This is a genomic window from Sphingomonas phyllosphaerae FA2 (genome assembly GCF_000427645.1).
GTDB classification, from domain to species: domain Bacteria; phylum Pseudomonadota; class Alphaproteobacteria; order Sphingomonadales; family Sphingomonadaceae; genus Sphingomonas; species Sphingomonas phyllosphaerae.
Genome location: NZ_KE386571.1, coordinates 2,962,501 through 2,978,067 on the forward strand (window position 1 = coordinate 2,962,501; position 15,567 = coordinate 2,978,067).

Consider the following 15,567-nt stretch of genomic DNA (forward strand, 5'->3'; position numbering starts at 1 on the left):
CCCCGGATCAGGTCCGCGCTGGCAAAACGTCCAGCGGTCGCGCTTCCTCGACCAGCAGCACCGGCACCCCGTCCCGCACCGGATAGGCCACGCCGCCCGCCTCCGATACCAGCTCCTGCCGCTCCGCATCATAGCGCAGCGGCGTCCGCGTCGCCGGGCACACCAGCCGTTCGAGCAACCACGCGTCGATCGTCATTGCAGCGTCACCCGGTCCTCGCCGTCGTGACGGCCGAAGAATTGCATCAACTGCACCAGCATTTCGGCGCGCGTCGCCAGATCGGGCGCCTCGAGCAGCGCTTGCTTCGCCGCGACATCGAACGGCGCGATCTGCGCGACCCCGTTCACGAGGCTCACATCATCCAGCCGCCCCACCGACGTCCAGTCGACGCTATACCCATGCGCCTCCGCAAACCGACGCGATTCCATCTCCAGCGACGCGCGCGCGCCCAGTGACAGCGTGTCGTCCTCCGAGACCGGCAGCAGTTCGGCCTCGACCTGCCGGAACGGCGTCGTCACCACCAGTTCGCGCCGCACGCGGAACAGCGACAGCCCTTGCAGGATCAGATTGTAGCGCCCGTCGTCCAGCGCCTCGACCTCGGCGATCCGCCCGACGCAGCCGACGTCGAACAGATCGGGCGTGTCGGCATCCTCGCTGTCGGGACGCGGCTGGATCATCGCGATCCGCCGGTCCCGCGCCATCGCGTCCGACACCATCGCGCGGTAACGCGGCTCGAAGATGTGCAGCGGCAGATGCAGCTGGGGGAACAGCAGCGCGCCCGGCAACGGGAAGATCGAGAGCCGCGTCGTATCGGTCATCCGAACAGGATCGCCGACAGCTTGCGCCGCTGCGCCGACACCCACGGATCTTCCAGCCCGACGACCTCGAACAGCTTGAGCAACTGTTGCCGCGCCGCATCGTCGTTCCATGCGCGGTCCGCCGCAACGATCGACAGGAAGCCGTTCGCCGCCGCCTCGCGATCGCCCGCCGCCATCCGCGCATTGGCGAGATCGAAGCGCGCCTGAAGGTCGTCGGGGTTCGCCGCCACCGCCGCCTCGAGCGGGGCGAGATCGTCGACCGCAGGGGCCGATTTGGCGAGCGCCAGCGCCGCCGCCGCGCGCTGCACGTCGGGCAGCTTCGCGACATCCTCGGGCAATGCCGCGATCGCCGCCTCGGCGTCCTCGACCTGCCCCGCGGCGACCAGCGCACGGATGCGTCCCGACAGCACCGCATGATGTTCCGGCGCCATCTCGGCGAGCTGATCGAAGATCGACAGCGCGCGCTCGGCATCGCCCTCGGCCAGCACCTGCTCGCCCATCGCGATCAGCGGCTCCAGCTCGGCGTCCTGCGACTGCGCCTCACCGCTGATCGGCAATTGGCGCAGCAACTGGTCGAGCATCGCCTTCAACTGCGATTCGGTGCGGGCGCTGGTCAGGTCGGCGACCAGCTGCCCCTGGAACATCGCATAGACGGTCGGGATCGAGCGGATCTGGAACTGCGCCGCAATGAACTGGTCCTTGTCGGTATCGACCTTGGCCAGCACCACGCCCTTGTCGGCATATTCCGCCGCGACCTTTTCCAGCACCGGCGTCAGCGCCTTGCACGGCCCGCACCATTCCGCCCAGAAATCGACGATCACCAGCTGCGTCATCGACGGTTCGACGACGTCGGCGCGGAACCGCTGGACGGCTTCCTTCTCGGCGGGGGACATGCCTAACGTGGCCAAAGGGGCGCTCCTGAAATTGCTTGCCCCCTTATGTGGGATGGCGGCGGGGGATACAAACCCCCCGCCCCACCCGCTTTGGCCGGAACGTATTCAGACTGACAGCCACCCATCATCCGTCATCCCGGACTTGATCCGGGATCCCGCTTCTTCTTCCCCGGCCGGCAAGAAGAAGCGGGGCCCCGGATCAAGTCCGGGGCGACGAACGGGGGAGATGATCGACGCCGGCATGCGGGGCGTCGGAAAAAGGGTTGGATCGCGCGGAGGCGCAGAGGTGTACCGCGAGAAGCACCATCACTCTCCTTCCAGATCGTGACAGGAAGAGCGCCCAATGCGGCAAACGCATCAACTCTGCGCGCTCCGCGCCTCCGCGTGAAAATCCCTTTCTCCTTTGCTTGCCCACGAACCTGATCGTCGCCCCTAGAACGCTGCCGTGAGCGCGAACACCACCTTGGCCCCCGCGATCGAGCCGACCCCATCCTGCCCGCGGCTGAAGCTCGGCTGCAGATACGCAGCCTTACGGTCGGTGATGTTGGTGTCGACATAGGCGACGCCGACGGTCAGCGGCGTGCTGGGGATCACATAATCGACGCCCAGCAGCCAGTCGGCATAGGCGCCGGTCGGCGTCACACTGGTCGCAAACGGCCCCAGGCCCTTGTTGCCGCTCGACGCGCCGATATGCGCCTTGGCGGTCAGCCCGGTATTCGGGATCGCCGCGGCGGCATCCCCCCAGACGTACAGGTTGTCCCCCTTCGCACCCGGCCGGCTGTAGCCGGTCCCGTTGTCATAATCGACGTTCGCGGCGACCGTCCCGTTCGCCGACCACGCGCCCAGCGCTTCCTGCTTCGGCGCATAGGCGACGCCCGCGGTCAGGCTGACCGGGCCGGCGGTGCCGGAGAGCTTGGCGTAAGGCTCGATGAAGTCGGTGTTATCGAAGCCGCCCGGATACATGTACCAGGTCGCGCCGATATCGAGCGTGCCGCCGTTGCCGATCGGGGTCTTGAACCCGGCGATCAGGTCCAGCTCCATATTGGCGCCGCCGAACGTCCCCCAGCCGGAGAGGTTCGATCCCCAGGTGCCGATATAGACGCCGCTCTCATGCGCGATCGTGAAGCCGCCCTGCACGGCGAGGTTCTCGTCGGACTGCGACACGCCGCGGAAGCGATAGTCGCTGACCAGCCCGACCGACCCGGAAACGGTGACTGCTTTCGGCGGGGCCTCTTCCTGCGCAGCGGCGGGAACGGCGGCCAGCGCCAGCATGGCGGTGGGGATAAGGAATGCGTACTTCATGGAACCTCCTGATGGTAAGAGGCTCCTCCTGCTTGCGGTCCGCTACGCTCTCCCCCGCCTTGGCCAGCGGGAGGGCGATGGCTGGCCCACCATCAAAACCTATTTGCGCCGCATTGCAGCAATGTTTCTGATGTGCATCAAAAGATTGCTGCGCTGCTACGTCAGTGCTGATCGTCGTTCAGTGTGGCGATCCGGCCACGCGCGCCGGTGACCTGCACCGATTGACCCGAGGCGCGTCGACGCTGGAACCAGTCGCGCAGCATCTCCGCGCTGGTATGATCGACCGCGTTGAGCCGCGTCGCGTCGATCCGCACCGGCGTGTCGGTCGGCACCCGGTCGAGCGTCTCGGACAGCTTGGGCAGCGTCACGAAGGTCGCGGTGCCATCCAGCGTGATCGCATGGGTGTCCGCCTCCTGCCCCTCATAGACCCGCAGCCGCAGCCGGTGGAGATTCGGGATCAGTTCGAGCATCGTCAGCCCGATCCCGACCAGCACCCCGGTCAGCAGGTCGGTCGACACCACCGTCACCAGCGTCGCCGCCCAGATCAGCACCGGCAACACGCCATAATCGCGGAACAGGTGCGTGGCGTGCTTGACGCTGACCAGCCGGAAGCCGGTGACGACGAGGATCGCGCCCAGCGCCGCCATTGGGATCAGCTTGAGCACGAACGGCAGCGCCGCGACGAAGCCGAGGATCCAGACGCCGTGCAGCATCGCCGACAGTCGCGTCGCCGCGCCCGCCTGTACGTTCGCCGAACTGCGCACGATCACTCCGGTCATCGGCAGCGCGCCGGCAAAGCCGCACAGCAGGTTGCCGATGCCCTGCGCGCGCAGCTCCTTGTTGTAATCGGTGCGGACGCCATTGTGCATCTTGTCGACCGCCGCCGCCGACAGCAACGTCTCGGCCGAGGCGATGAACGCGATCGCGACCGCCGCGCCGATCACCGACAGGTCGAGCAATCGCGCAAAACCCTCGCCGCTCGGCGGGGTGATCGCGGCGACGATCGAATCGGGCACCTGCACCCGCGCGACCTCCAGCCCGAACAGCAAGGAGACGATCGTGCCGGCCAGCACCCCGACCAGCGCCCCCGGCAACAGCCGCAGCGACGCAGGGCGCACCTTTTCCCAGCCGATCATCGCCGCGATCGTCACCACGCCGATCGCGAACGCGAATTCGGTCGCCTGCAGATTGCTCGGCGACAGGCCGAACAGCCGCCCCGGCATCGCCGCGAGGTTCTGGAGCCCGCTCGGCAACGGCCGATGATCGAACAGGACGTGGAACTGCCCGACGACGATCAACACGCCGATCCCCGCCAGCATCCCGTGCACCACCGCCGGAGAGATCGCCTTGAACCAGCCGCCCAGCCGGAACACGCCGGCTACGACCTGCACCGCGCCGGCCACCACGAGGATCGGCCCGAGCGCGGCGAGCCCCTGGTCGCGCACCAGTTCGTAGACGATCACCGCCAGCCCGGCGGCGGGACCGCTCACCTGCAACGGCGAGCCGGCGAGCGCGCCGACGATGATCCCGCCGATGATCCCGGTGATCAGCCCCTTCTCGGCGGGCGCGCCCGAGGCGATCGCGATCCCCATGCACAGCGGCATCGCGACCAGGAAGACGACGATCGACGCGGTCAGATCGCGCCCTAGCAGCGAGAACGAGGGGACCGAGATGCCCGGCCGGGTCAGCGCCGGATCGGCCGCGGGAACCACGCTGGCCATTATGCGTCCAACCGGAACGATCGCGTGGCGATCACATGGGGGCGTTCGCCTGCGACGGTCACGTCGAGTCTCCTGATGCTAACCGATCAGGTCGTACGGCGCGCTCCTTGCTGCCGTACGGCGCATCCGTGTCATTTCGTTTCCTGCGGCGGAAGAACGATCTCAGCGCACAATCCGCCGCCGTCACGGTTGGCGAGGGTCAACCGCCCGCCTTCCTCCGCGACCGCAAGCTGCACGATCGACAACCCCAGCCCGAATCCGACCGTGTCGCGCGATCGCGCGGGGTCGAGCCGCACGAACGGTTCGAGCACATGCTCCAGCTCATCGTCCGGGATTCCCGGCCCGTCGTCTTCGATGCGAATTACGGCACCGGGGCGGTCGGTGATGAGCCTGATCGTGACCGTGTCGCCATAATGCAGGGCATTTTCGACCAGATTGACCAACGCACGCTTGAATCCAACGCGCCGGAGCCGCCACTCGCAATGATCCGGCCCGTCATAAGTGGCCACCCGCCCGCGGTCCTCGGCGTCGTCGGCCAGCGTCGCGCACAGCACCGCCAGATCGACGACGCTGGTCGGCTCCGGGTCCGCCGACCCGCCGAGAAAGGCGAGCAGCGACGTGATCATCGCCTCCATCTCACTGACATCGCGGACGATTGCATCGCGCGTCTCGACGTCGGGCAGCGCCTCGGTTCGAAGGTGCAGCCGCGCCAGCGGGGTGCGCAGGTCGTGCCCGACCGCCGCCAGCGCCTGCGTCCGCCCCGCGATCAGCGCCTGGATCCGGTCCTGCATCCGGTTGAACGCCGTGATGACGCGCCGCACCTCGCCCGGCCCATCCTCCTGAACATGCTCGACAATTCCATGCCCGACGCGATCCGCCGCTGTCGCAAGCCGCCGCAACGGCAGCAGCACGCGCCGCAGCAGCAGCGCCCCCAGCAACATCAACGCGATCGCCGGCACCATGGCCAGCGCGATCCGCTCGAACGACAGGTTGAGGTTCGCGATCGGCTGTCGTGTGCGGAAAAACAGCCAACTTCCGTCGTCTAGCCGCAACCCGCCGGTCACCACCGATCGCCGCCCCGGCGATTGCAGCCGCAGCCACAGGTCGGTCGAGGCGAGTGACGGCTCCCATTCGAGCACCTGCCGGTGCATCTCATCGAGCGCCGGCGCGATCGCCGGCACCGCGGGCAAGGTCGCGCTCCATTGCAGCGCATAGCGATCGGTCGTCAGCTCCGCCGCCATCGACGACCGTTCGACCTGCGGGCGCTCGGCGATCAGCCGGCGGCTGATGACCAGATGCTCGGCCAGCCTATTGGCCTCGTCGTCGCGCACCGCGAACCCGCTCGCACGCTCGTAAAGCAAGGTACTGGCACCGAATTCGATCACCAGCGTCAGGAGCAAAATGCCCAGCACCTGCCCCAGCAGGCCGACTGCCGGGCGGCGCAGGAAGGTCATGCGCTCAGCTGCGCTCGACGGGTGCGTTGAGCATATAGCCGACCCCGCGCACCGTCACGATCGGTGCCGGCGCGCCCGCGCTGCCCAGCTTGCGGCGCAACCGGCTGACCAGCACGTCGATCGACCGATCCGAACTGTCGCCCAGTCGCGTGCGGCTCAGCTCGATCAGCCGCTCGCGCGCGATCACACGTTGCGCATGGTCGGCGAGGACCACCAGCAGATCGAATTCCGCCCCGGTCAGGTCGACGATCGCACCGCTCGGCGAGGCGAGTTCGCGGCGCGGCAGGTTCACCGTCCAGCCGTCGAACGTCAGCATCCCCTGATCGCCCGCCCCTGCGCGCCGATCGAGCGCCGGGCGCCGCAGCACCGCGCGCACCCGCGCCACCAGCTCGCGCGTCCCGAACGGCTTGGCGATATAATCGTCCGCGCCCAGCTCCAGCCCGACCACGCGATCGGTCTCGCTGGCGCGCGCCGACATGAAGATGATCGGCACGTCGCTCTTCTGGCGCAGCGAGCGGCACAGATCGATCCCGCTCGTCCCCGGCAGCATGATGTCGAGCAGGACGAGGTCCACCGGGCCCGAATCGAGCGCCAGCCACATTTCCGGGGCGGCGGAGGCAGGACGGACGGCAAAGCCATTCTCCTGAAGCGCGCGAGCGGTGAGCATTCGGAGCGACGGATCGTCCTCGACAAGCAGGATCGTAGGGGCGGTCATGCCCGCAGGACGTAGGGGCCGGACCGGACCCGGTCAATTCGGCGCGGGAAAAACGCGTTGCTTCGCAAAAAAAGCTGTTGCGGGTCACGGAGACCGCCGCTAATGGCACCACCTCACCCGACGGGAGCATCCAAATGCTTCCGATCACGGCGCCAGAGCGGGCGTAGCTCAGGGGTAGAGCACAACCTTGCCAAGGTTGGGGTCGAGGGTTCGAATCCCTTCGCCCGCTCCAGTTTCTCGACAGACAGTTGCGCGTTCCCTTCGGGGACCTTCTGCATTTCTGTGCGCGCCTCCTTCTCCATCGACGATGACGAGGCGGCGGTGCTGCGCTACGAGCGCGCGCATGACGCCGTTCTTCTCGCTCCTGCTCGCCGGTGCGCATTGGCCGGCCCGGTTGCTCGCCTGTCTCGGCGCGGCGCTGTGCCTCGCGCTGACCTTCCTTGTCTGCGCACGGCTGCCGCTCAGTCATACCGATCTGCCGATCATCGTCGCGCCGCTGGGCGCTTCGGCGGTGCTGGTGTTCGCGGTGCCCGCCAGTCCGCTGGCGCAGCCGTGGTCGGTGATCGGGGGCAACGTCATCTCGGCGCTGGTCGGGGTCGCCGCCTATCACTTGATCCCGCAGACCGCGCTGGCGGCGGGCGTGGCGGTCGGCGGCGCGATCCTCGCGATGTCGCTGCTGCGCTGTCTGCATCCGCCCGGGGGCGCGGCGGCGCTGACCGCGGTGATCGGCAGCCCCGGCATCCATGCCGCAGGCTGGACCTTCGCGTTCGCGCCGGTCGGGATCAACTCGGTCGCGCTGGTTGCGCTCGGCATCCTCTATCATCGCATGACCCGACACAGCTATCCGCACCGCACCGCAGCACCGGTCGCGGCGCCTGCACCGGGGCTACACGCCGCCGACATCGACGCCGCGCTCGCCGACCTGCACGAGACGTTCGACATCGCCCCGGAGGATCTCGACGCGCTGCTGACCCGCGCCGAGGCGCATGCCGCCGCGCGCCGCGCCGGGTCGACAAAAACGCAGCAACCCGGCACGCCAGTGCGATGACGGCTTCTTCGATTCGCGTTGGCATCGGCGGCTGGACCTATGAGCCGTGGCGCGGGACCTTCTATCCCGAGAAATGGCCGCAGAAGCGCGAGCTGGAATACGCCAGCCGCCACGTCACCGCGATCGAGGTCAACGGCACCTTCTATTCCTCGTTCAAGCCCGCGACCTTCGCCGGCTGGCGCGCCACCGCGCCGGAGGGGTTCGTCTTCGCGCTCAAGGCGTCGCGCTATTGCGTGACGCGCAAGGTGCTCGCGGAGGCGGGCGAGTCGATTGCGCGCTTCGTCGGACAGGGGATCGTCGAGCTGGGCGACATGCTCGGTCCGATCCTGTGGCAGATGCCGGCGACGCGGAAGTTCGATGCCGACGACATCGCCGCCTTCCTGAAGCTGTTGCCCGCCAGCGAGGCCGGCGTGCCGCTGCGTCACGCCATCCAGGTGCGGCATGAAAGCTTCGCCACGCCTGAGTTCGTCGCCTTGTGCCGCGCCGCCGACGTCGCGATCGTCCACGCTGATTCGGCAGATTATCCGGCACTGGCCGATGTGTCGGGCGACTTCGTTTATGCGCGGCTCGAGGATGCACGCGAGGAGGAGCCGGCCGGCTATCCCGCCGAAGCGCTCGACCGCTGGCGTGACGTCGCACGGCTTTGGGCGGCGGGCGGAAGCCCCGACGGCCTGCCCTATGTCGCCGAACCGGCGCCGAAACAGCCGCGCAACACCTTCATCTTCATGATAAATGGCGCGAAGGTGCGAGCGCCGCATGCCGCCATGGCGTTGATGGAGCGGCTCGGCTGAAATCGCGAATGTTGCGAATGTTGAGACACTGGCGGCTTTTCTCAACATTGGTGGAGCGCCGATCATGCGCCTCCCATGCCGCGCGTTGGCGCATGTAGGACAGCGTCAATCCGCGTCGTCGAGCGTTGCCACGATCGCGGCGATCGCCGGGTCGGTATAGGTCGCGACCGGATCGTCGGAGCCATCGGCGCGCGCGTGATAGGCCCCAGCCTCGAACGCGTCATGAACCTGCTGGAACAGCGCGGGCCAGCGGTGCGCGACGCCGTCGAGCCACAAACCCTGTAACAGCGCCCACAGGTCGCCCGCGATGCTGTCGCATACCGCATAGGACAGCTCACCGTGGTGATAAGCGCGCGCGAGCCGCGCCGCGAAGCGGTCGAGGAACGCGGCGATGTCCTCGCCCTCCCCGATCGCACCGTCGCGGAAGAGCCGCTCCGCCGCGGCCAGCGCGGTCGTGGCCGGCGACGAATCATCCATTGGCGCATCCTCGCGACAGGCTGCCGCCGCAGCGGGGCAGACGCATCAGGTGGATGGTTCTAGGCTGTTTCCGGCGGCGAAGCGACCGCAGGAGGGCGAGATGAGAGACATGATCCGTACGGCCGGCGCCGTGACGCTGGCGCTGGCAGGTGCCGGGGTGGCGCAGGCCGGGCCGGGCGACACCGGCATGATGGTGCGGATCGCGGAAGTGTCGGTCGATCCGGCGCAGCTCGATGCGTACAAGACGATCCTCGCCACCGAGCAGGAAGCGTCGGTGCGCAGCGAGCCGGGCGTGTTGATGCTCCACTCGGTGCAGATCGCGGAGGACCCGACGCAGATCCGGCTGCTGGAGGTCTATGCCAGCCGCGCCGCCTATGAAGCGCACATCCGCGCGCCGCATTTCCTGACCTACAAGACCGCCACGGAGAAGATGGTGCGCGCCCTGCGGCTGGTCGACACGCATCCGATCCTGCTGTGCGCCAAGTCGCGAGGGACGAAGGGCGGCCCAGTGACGTGTATGTGACGCAGTCCGCATCGCCATTGCCGGTCGGCGCAGCACTGCCGCGCCGACCATTGAGGCCGTAAGGACGGCCAACGTCATGCCACGGTCGGAGCGACGATGACCGACAACGAAGCACGCTATCTGCGCGAGGTGCAGTATCGCTTTCCCGACCGGCTGGAAGCGCGCGCGGTGCTCCATCGCCGGTATGGCCGTGGCGACTGGTTCGCGTGGCTGGCCAGAGAGATCGCGTTCGTGCCGGGCAGCGTGGTGGCGGATGTCGGCTGTGGTGCGGGCGCCTTGTGGCGCGATGCACCGCACGATGTTCCCGACGACCTGACGCTGCGGCTGGTCGACAGTTCGCCGGGCATGGTGGCGGCGGCGGACGCGACGGTACGAGCCGACGGGCGGTGGCGCGACGTCGCCGTCATCGTCGGCGATGCGACTGCGTTGCCGTTCGCGGATGGCAGCATCGACACGGCGCTGGCGATCCACATGCTCTATCATCTCGCCGACCCCGCCGCGGGCCTCGCCGAACTGGCGCGCGTGACGCGACCGGGCGGAACGGTGGCGGTGGTGCTCAACCGCGCCGGGACGATGGCGGAGTTGAGCGGGCTCGTGGAGCAGGCGCTCGGCCAGACATCGTCCCGGCCCGCCCCGTTGTCATCCGAAGAGGGGCTGGCGCTGATGCAGGCGCACTTCGGCACGGTCGAGGTGCGGCGCTACGACGACACGCTGCGCGTCGCCGATCCGGTCGACCTGCTCGGCTACCTGACCAGCCTCCCCGAAGCGGACGCGCCCGGTGCCGCGACGAAGCTGGCGGAAGCGGTCGAGGCGGCGTTCCGGCGGTCCGAGGTGTTTACGATCGCGAAGATCTCGGAATTGTTGATCGCACGACGCTGAAGCGAAGCCGGGACAACCGCTTGTCAGCCGAGCCGTTCCTTGAGGTCGAGCATCGCCAGCGCTGCCTTGGCCGCCGCGCCGCCCTTGTCGAGTTGTGCGGGGTCGGCTCGGACGATCGCCTGCGCCTCGTTCTCGGTGGTGAGGATGCCGTTGCCGATCGGGATACCATCCATCGTCAGCGCCATGATCCCGCGTGCGCTTTCGTTGGCGACGATCTCGAAATGATAGGTCTCGCCGCGGATCACCACGCCCAGCGCGACGAAGGCGTCATAGCGCCCGCTCTCCGCCGCCAGCGCGATCGCGCCGGGGACTTCGAGCGCGCCCGGGACCGTCAGCACCTCGGCGCGATGCCCCGCCGCCTCGACTGCCGCGGTCGCGCCGGCGACCAGCATGTCGTTGAGATGATCGTAGAACCGCGCTTCGACGATAAGGACGTTGGCCATCAATCCACCTTCCGTTCGCCGACGATCGACAGCCCATAGCCGTCGAGCCCGACCAATGTGTGATGCGTGTTGGTGAGCAGCACCATGTCGTGCACGCCCAGCTCGGCGAGGATCATCGCGCCGACGCCATAGTCGCGCAATTCCTCCATATCGACCGTCGCCTGCTCGCCCGCCTTCAGCCGCACCGCGGTGGTGAAAGAATCGGCGCGCTGGCGGTTGATGACGACGATCACGCCTGCGCCTTCCGCGGCGATCAGCTCCATCGAGCGCGACAGCATCCGGCTGCGCTCGCCCTCCTCGCCGAACAGATCGGCGAACGGCGACAGCGCGTGCATCCGGACCAATGTCGGGCGCGACGGGTCGACGCGGCCCTTGACCAGCGCGATCTGCTCGGTGCCGGTCGCCTTGTTGCGATAGGCGCGGACGGTCCAGTCGCCGCCCCAGCGGCTGGTGAACGGCGCTTCGCTGACCAGCTCGACCAGATGATCGTGGCGGCGGCGATAGGCGATCAGGTCGCGGATCGTGCCGATCTTCAGATTGTGGAGCTGCGCGAACGACACGAGATCATCGAGGCGCGCCATCGTGCCGTCCTCGTTCATGATCTCGCAGATCACGCCCGAGGGATTGAGCCCCGCGAGGCGCGAGACGTCGACCGCCGCCTCGGTATGCCCGGCGCGCACCAGCACGCCGCCGTCGCGCGCGACCAGCGGGAAGACGTGCCCCGGGGTGACGATGTCGGTGCGATCCTTGGTCGAATCGATCGCCACCGCGATCGTGCAGGCGCGATCGGCGGCGGAGATGCCGGTGGTCACGCCCTCGCGCGCCTCGATCGAGACGGTGAAGGCGGTTTCGTGGCGGGTGCCGTTGTTGCGGCTCATCAGATCGAGCCCGAGTTCCTCGACGCGGGACTTGGTCATCGCCAAACAGATCAGCCCGCGGCCGTGGCGCGCCATGAAGTTGATCTTCTCGGGCGTCGCCATCTGCGCGGGGATGACGAGATCGCCCTCGTTCTCGCGATCCTCGTCGTCGACCAGGATGAACATCCGGCCGTTGCGCGCCTCGTCGATGATCTCTTCTGGGGAGGACAGATAGCCGTGGCGCAGGCGCGCGAGTTCGGCGGACTTAGCGGCCACGATAATGCTCCATGCGTTGCAGATAGCGGGCGAGGACGTCGATCTCGACGTTGACGGCCTGACCGACTTCCAATGCCCCAAGCGTCGTCACCGCCTGCGTGTGCGGGATCAGGTTGATCGCGAAATGCGTGCCGTCGGTTTCGTCGCGCACCTCGTTGACGGTCAGCGACACACCGTCGATCGTCACCGACCCCTTGGTGGCGAGGAACGGCGCGAGCGCGGGGTCGACGCGGAAGCCGATCCGTTTCGAATCGCCGTCCGCGCACACGCCGATCACTTCGGCGATGCCGTCGACATGCCCGGTAACGATATGCCCGCCGAGTTCGTCGCCCAGCTTCATCGCGCGTTCGAGATTGAGGCGGCGACCGGCGCGCCACTGGTCGCGGGCAGTGCGCGCGACCGTCTCGCCCGACACGTCGACGACGAACTGGCCCGGGCGGGTGTCGACCACCGTCAGGCACACGCCCGAACAGGCAATCGACGCGCCCAGGTCGATCGCGGCGGTGTCATAGGCGGTGGCGATCGTGACGCGCCGGTCGCCGCGTTCCTCCACGCTGTCGATGGTGCCGATGTCGGTGACGATGCCGGTGAACATGGGAATTGGCCTTTCAGGCGCGCTCGTAGACTTCGAGCCGGTCGCTGCCAAGCTGGCGCTGATCGGCAAGCGTCCAGCGGCCGTGCGCATCGGTGAGGTCGGCGAGGCCGAGGCCGGGCAGCGTGCGACCGCCGCCGATCAGGATCGGGGCGCGGTACAGGAGCAAGCGATCGACGAGGCCGGCGCGGAGAAACGCGGCGGCGGTCTGCGCGCCGCCCTCGACGAAGAGGTGGTCGGCGGGGAGCGTCGCGATCTCTTCTGGGGCGGTGATGTGGATCACGTCCGTCATCGCGAGCGTAGCGACGCGATCCAGAGCGTCCGGGGTGGGGCTCTGGATTGCTTCGCTACGCTCGCAATGACGCGCGCTTCGGGAGAGCACCACCTTCAACGGGCTTAGATCCTCCAGCCCCGGCAACCGCACGTCGAGCCGGGGCCGATCGGCTTCCCATGTCCCGCGCCCGACGAGGATCGCGTCGTGGCGGCTGCGTTCGAGCTGCGTATGCGCGCGCGCTTCGGGGCCGGTGATCCACTGGCTGCGCCCATCCGCCATCGCCGCTGCGCCGTCGAGCGACAGCGCGAGCTTGAGCGTGACATAGGGGCGGCCGAGCGCACGGCGGGTGAGAAAGCCCGCCATCGACTTACGCGCTGCGTCGGCGAGAAGATCGGTTTCGACCACGATCCCACGGGCACGGAGCCGCGCGAACCCGCCACCGCCGGTACGCGGATCGGGGTCGCCGATCCCGGCGACCACCCGCGCGACCGCCGCAGCCACGAGCAGATCGGCACAGGCGGGGCCTCGCGTGCTGACATGCGCGCAAGGTTCGAGCGTGACATAGGCGGTCGCGCCCTGTGCGGCGTCGCCGGCTTCGGCGAGCGCCATCGCCTCGGCGTGCGGACGTCCACCCGGCTGCGTCCAGCCACGTCCGACGACGCGGCCGTCACGGACGATCACGCACCCGACATTGGGATTGGGCGTCGTCCGCCCGCGCGTCCGCCCCGCCAGCGCGAGCGCGGCGGCCATCCAGCGCGCGTCGTCGTTCAACGAATCAGATACCCATGTCGTTCAGCTTGTCGTCGAGCCGCTTGAAGCCGGCGCGCAGCTTCTCCTCGCGCGCCTTCTGTGCGGCGATCTCCGCATCGCGGATCGGCTTGTCGATCTTCTGCTGCGCGACGATCTCGGCATCGGTGCGGTCGAGCTTCCACTGCTGGAAGTAGACGATATTGGGGCGATATTCCTTCTCGGCGTAGGAATCGTAGAAGAACGCCCAGATCACCACCGATGTCACCGCGATCGACAGCGCGAAGAAGCTCCACTCGTACCGCTCGCGCGTCTGGAGGAAGTAGCGCAGGTCGCGCGTGGCGCGCACCGGCGAAATACGGGCGAGGAACTGTCGCATGGGCAGGGATATAGGACGTCAGCCGCGGCTGTTCGAGTCCAGTCGCGCGATCGCGCGTTCGCGGCCGATCAGCGGGAGCAGCGCCGCCATGTCGGGGCCGTGATCGCGTCCGGTCAGCGCGCGGCGCAGCGGCAGGAACAACGGCTTGCCCTTCCGCCCGGTCTTCTCCTTCAACGCCGCAGTGAGCGCATGCCACGGGTCGCCGGTCCATTCGATCGTGCGCGCGACCTCGGCGGCCTGCGCGACATAAGTGGCATCCTCGCCCGCCGCGGGGGCGTCGACCGGCCCCTCGATCACCTGCCACCAGTCGGCGGCACCCGCGATTGTCTCGAGATTGGGGCGGATCGCCTCCCACACCGCCGCATCCATCCCGGCGGGCAGGCGGTCGGCGACCGCGTCGAACGGCAATTGGTGGATGATGCGGGCATTGACCTGCGCCAGCTCGCGCTCGTCGAACCGGGCGGGCGCGCGGCCGAAATGCGCGAAGTCGAACGCGTCGAGCAACGGGCCGGGATCGAGATGCGGCTCGACCGGCTGACTGGTGCCGAGCCGTGCCAGCAGCGAGACGATCGCGGCGGGCTCGATCCCCGCGTCGCGTAGCGCGTCGACGCCAAGGCTGCCGAGCCGCTTCGACAATTTGCCCTCCGCGCCGGTCAGCAACGCTTCGTGCACGAAGGCCGGCGGGGTCGCGCCCATCGCGGCGAACATCTGCAATTGCAGCGCGGTGTTGGTGACGTGATCCTCGCCGCGCACGACATGCGTCACGCCCATGTCGCGGTCGTCGATCGCGGAGGGCAGCATATAGAGCCACGAGCCGTCGGCGCGGCGGATCACCGGATCGCTCATCGTCGCCGCGTCGAACTGCTGCGGGCCGCGGATCAGGTCGGTCCATTCGATCGGCGTCGCATGGTCGAGCCGGAAGCGCCAGTGCGGGCGGACGCCCTGTGCCTCCAGCGCCGCGCGCTCGGCGTCGCTCAACGCCAGTGCGGCGCGATCATAGACCGGCGGCAGCCCGCGCCCGCGCAGGATCTTGCGCTTGAGGTCCAGCTCCTGCGCGGTCTCGTAAGCCGGGTAGATATGGCCGGCCGCGCGCAGTTCCTCGAACACCTCCTCGTAGCGGGCGGTGCGCGCCGACTGGCGCTCCTCGGCGTCGGGGTGAAGCCCCAGCCACGCGAGGTCGGCGCGGATCGCGTCGACGAACCGTTCCTCGCTGCGCTCGGCATCGGTATCGTCGATCCGCAGCAGGAACCGTCCGCCATGCGCGCGCGCCCACATCCAGTTGTGGAGCGCGGTGCGGATGTTGCCGACGTGCAGCGTGCCGGTCGGCGAGGGTGCGAAGCGGGTGATGACGTTCATGGGTCAGCCGCTTACGCGCGCCCC

18 protein-coding genes and 1 tRNA gene are annotated in these 15,567 nt (G+C 68.4%); 5 read left to right on the plus strand and 14 right to left on the minus strand.

The window, feature by feature from the left end; genetic code table 11:
* Positions 1–7 precede the first annotated feature (7 nt).
* The 7 genes from SPHPH_RS0114385 to SPHPH_RS0114415 form a co-directional block, all read right to left on the minus strand.
* Complete coding sequence (locus SPHPH_RS0114385) at positions 8–196, minus strand: Trm112 family protein (RefSeq protein WP_028967321.1); 189 nt, start codon at positions 194–196, stop codon at positions 8–10.
* The gene (locus tag SPHPH_RS0114390) at positions 193–816 is read right to left on the minus strand and encodes an LON peptidase substrate-binding domain-containing protein (RefSeq protein WP_028967322.1); all 624 of its coding nucleotides are present in this window, start codon (positions 814–816) and stop codon (positions 193–195) included. Before SPHPH_RS0114390 ends, SPHPH_RS0114385 begins: the two co-directional genes overlap by 4 nt.
* Positions 813–1,709: a tetratricopeptide repeat protein gene (locus SPHPH_RS0114395; protein WP_028967323.1), complete on the minus strand. Its 897-nt coding sequence runs from the start codon at positions 1,707–1,709 to the stop codon at positions 813–815. The genes SPHPH_RS0114390 and SPHPH_RS0114395 overlap by 4 nt, the downstream gene beginning before the upstream one ends.
* A 432-nt stretch (positions 1,710–2,141) precedes the next feature.
* On the minus strand, positions 2,142–3,011 hold the full coding sequence (locus SPHPH_RS0114400) for a TorF family putative porin (protein WP_028967324.1): 870 nt from the start codon (positions 3,009–3,011) through the stop codon (positions 2,142–2,144).
* Positions 3,012–3,172: 161 nt separating this feature from the next.
* Positions 3,173–4,732, minus strand: coding sequence for a SulP family inorganic anion transporter (locus SPHPH_RS0114405; protein ID WP_081668639.1), 1,560 nt, complete (start codon positions 4,730–4,732; stop codon positions 3,173–3,175).
* A 131-nt stretch (positions 4,733–4,863) separates the two neighbouring features.
* Positions 4,864–6,186, minus strand: coding sequence for an ATP-binding protein (locus SPHPH_RS0114410; protein ID WP_028967326.1), 1,323 nt, complete (start codon positions 6,184–6,186; stop codon positions 4,864–4,866).
* 4 nt (positions 6,187–6,190) lie between these two features.
* Positions 6,191–6,901: a response regulator transcription factor gene (locus SPHPH_RS0114415; protein ID WP_028967327.1), complete on the minus strand. Its 711-nt coding sequence runs from the start codon at positions 6,899–6,901 to the stop codon at positions 6,191–6,193.
* Between the two features lie 157 nt (positions 6,902–7,058).
* Between SPHPH_RS0114415 and SPHPH_RS0114420 the strand changes: the two genes are divergently transcribed.
* The 3 genes from SPHPH_RS0114420 to SPHPH_RS0114430 all read left to right on the plus strand — a co-directional run bounded on the left by SPHPH_RS0114420 (position 7,059) and on the right by SPHPH_RS0114430 (position 8,740).
* A tRNA-Gly gene (locus tag SPHPH_RS0114420) sits at positions 7,059–7,133 on the plus strand.
* A gap of 111 nt (positions 7,134–7,244) precedes the next feature.
* Entirely contained in the window at positions 7,245–7,949 is a 705-nt protein-coding gene (locus SPHPH_RS19880) for an HPP family protein (RefSeq protein ID WP_037488641.1), read from the plus strand.
* On the plus strand, positions 7,946–8,740 hold the full coding sequence (locus SPHPH_RS0114430; protein WP_028967328.1) for a DUF72 domain-containing protein: 795 nt from the start codon (positions 7,946–7,948) through the stop codon (positions 8,738–8,740). Before SPHPH_RS19880 ends, SPHPH_RS0114430 begins: the two co-directional genes overlap by 4 nt.
* 105 nt (positions 8,741–8,845) lie before the next feature.
* Here the strand turns inward: SPHPH_RS0114430 and SPHPH_RS0114435 are convergent, their stop codons facing one another.
* Positions 8,846–9,217, minus strand: a complete 372-nt coding sequence (locus tag SPHPH_RS0114435; RefSeq protein ID WP_028967329.1) for a hypothetical protein — start codon at positions 9,215–9,217, stop codon at positions 8,846–8,848.
* Between the two features lie 109 nt (positions 9,218–9,326).
* On the opposite strand from SPHPH_RS0114435, the gene SPHPH_RS19885 reads away from it, so the two are divergent.
* Entirely contained in the window at positions 9,327–9,740 is a 414-nt protein-coding gene (locus SPHPH_RS19885) for a putative quinol monooxygenase (protein ID WP_051273035.1), read from the plus strand.
* A 96-nt stretch (positions 9,741–9,836) separates the two neighbouring features.
* Positions 9,837–10,619 (plus strand): class I SAM-dependent methyltransferase, encoded by a 783-nt coding sequence (locus tag SPHPH_RS19890; protein WP_051273036.1) that lies wholly within the window; start codon positions 9,837–9,839, stop codon positions 10,617–10,619.
* 23 nt (positions 10,620–10,642) lie between these two features.
* Here SPHPH_RS19890 and ribH read toward each other — a convergent pair whose 3' ends face one another.
* The 6 genes from ribH to SPHPH_RS0114475 are packed head-to-tail and all read right to left on the minus strand — an operon-like array spanning position 10,643 to position 15,543.
* A complete protein-coding gene (ribH, locus tag SPHPH_RS0114450) occupies positions 10,643–11,062 on the minus strand; it encodes a 6,7-dimethyl-8-ribityllumazine synthase (RefSeq protein ID WP_028967330.1) in 420 nt (139 codons plus the stop codon).
* On the minus strand, positions 11,062–12,195 hold the full coding sequence (ribB, locus tag SPHPH_RS0114455; RefSeq protein WP_028967331.1) for a 3,4-dihydroxy-2-butanone-4-phosphate synthase: 1,134 nt from the start codon (positions 12,193–12,195) through the stop codon (positions 11,062–11,064). The genes ribH and ribB overlap by 1 nt, the downstream gene beginning before the upstream one ends.
* The gene (locus tag SPHPH_RS0114460; RefSeq protein WP_028967332.1) at positions 12,185–12,790 is read right to left on the minus strand and encodes a riboflavin synthase; all 606 of its coding nucleotides are present in this window, start codon (positions 12,788–12,790) and stop codon (positions 12,185–12,187) included. Before SPHPH_RS0114460 ends, ribB begins: the two co-directional genes overlap by 11 nt.
* Positions 12,791–12,803: 13 nt before the next feature.
* A complete protein-coding gene (gene ribD, locus SPHPH_RS0114465; RefSeq protein WP_028967333.1) occupies positions 12,804–13,811 on the minus strand; it encodes a bifunctional diaminohydroxyphosphoribosylaminopyrimidine deaminase/5-amino-6-(5-phosphoribosylamino)uracil reductase RibD in 1,008 nt (335 codons plus the stop codon).
* Positions 13,812–13,836: 25 nt separating this feature from the next.
* Positions 13,837–14,187 carry a hypothetical protein gene (locus SPHPH_RS0114470; protein ID WP_037488645.1) on the minus strand — a complete coding sequence of 117 codons (351 nt, stop codon included), beginning with the start codon at positions 14,185–14,187 and terminating at the stop codon, positions 13,837–13,839.
* A gap of 18 nt (positions 14,188–14,205) precedes the next feature.
* Complete coding sequence (locus SPHPH_RS0114475) at positions 14,206–15,543, minus strand: glutamate--tRNA ligase (RefSeq protein WP_028967335.1); 1,338 nt, start codon at positions 15,541–15,543, stop codon at positions 14,206–14,208.
* Between the last annotated feature and the right edge of the window lie 24 nt (positions 15,544–15,567).

Bases quoted from the DNA above. Each gene is read 5' to 3' on its own strand.
- SPHPH_RS0114395 (WP_028967323.1), bottom strand. From the start codon at position 1,709: ATGTCCCCCGCCGAGAAGGAAGCCGTCCAGCGGTTCCGCGCCGACGTC.
- SPHPH_RS0114390 (WP_028967322.1), bottom strand. From the start codon at position 816: ATGACCGATACGACGCGGCTCTCGATCTTCCCGTTGCCGGGCGCGCTG.
- SPHPH_RS0114385 (WP_028967321.1), bottom strand. From the start codon at position 196: ATGACGATCGACGCGTGGTTGCTCGAACGGCTGGTGTGCCCGGCGACG.
- SPHPH_RS0114410 (WP_028967326.1), bottom strand. From the start codon at position 6,186: ATGACCTTCCTGCGCCGCCCGGCAGTCGGCCTGCTGGGGCAGGTGCTG.
- SPHPH_RS0114460 (WP_028967332.1), bottom strand. From the start codon at position 12,790: ATGTTCACCGGCATCGTCACCGACATCGGCACCATCGACAGCGTGGAG.
- SPHPH_RS0114415 (WP_028967327.1), bottom strand. From the start codon at position 6,901: ATGACCGCCCCTACGATCCTGCTTGTCGAGGACGATCCGTCGCTCCGA.
- SPHPH_RS0114430 (WP_028967328.1), top strand. From the start codon at position 7,946: ATGACGGCTTCTTCGATTCGCGTTGGCATCGGCGGCTGGACCTATGAG.
- SPHPH_RS19890 (WP_051273036.1), top strand. From the start codon at position 9,837: ATGACCGACAACGAAGCACGCTATCTGCGCGAGGTGCAGTATCGCTTT.
- SPHPH_RS19880 (WP_037488641.1), top strand. From the start codon at position 7,245: ATGACGCCGTTCTTCTCGCTCCTGCTCGCCGGTGCGCATTGGCCGGCC.
- SPHPH_RS0114400 (WP_028967324.1), bottom strand. From the start codon at position 3,011: ATGAAGTACGCATTCCTTATCCCCACCGCCATGCTGGCGCTGGCCGCC.
- SPHPH_RS0114435 (WP_028967329.1), bottom strand. From the start codon at position 9,217: ATGGATGATTCGTCGCCGGCCACGACCGCGCTGGCCGCGGCGGAGCGG.
- ribD (WP_028967333.1), bottom strand. From the start codon at position 13,811: ATGGCCGCCGCGCTCGCGCTGGCGGGGCGGACGCGCGGGCGGACGACG.
- SPHPH_RS0114475 (WP_028967335.1), bottom strand. From the start codon at position 15,543: ATGAACGTCATCACCCGCTTCGCACCCTCGCCGACCGGCACGCTGCAC.
- ribH (WP_028967330.1), bottom strand. From the start codon at position 11,062: ATGGCCAACGTCCTTATCGTCGAAGCGCGGTTCTACGATCATCTCAAC.
- SPHPH_RS19885 (WP_051273035.1), top strand. From the start codon at position 9,327: ATGATCCGTACGGCCGGCGCCGTGACGCTGGCGCTGGCAGGTGCCGGG.
- SPHPH_RS0114405 (WP_081668639.1), bottom strand. From the start codon at position 4,732: ATGGCCAGCGTGGTTCCCGCGGCCGATCCGGCGCTGACCCGGCCGGGC.
- SPHPH_RS0114470 (WP_037488645.1), bottom strand. From the start codon at position 14,187: ATGCGACAGTTCCTCGCCCGTATTTCGCCGGTGCGCGCCACGCGCGAC.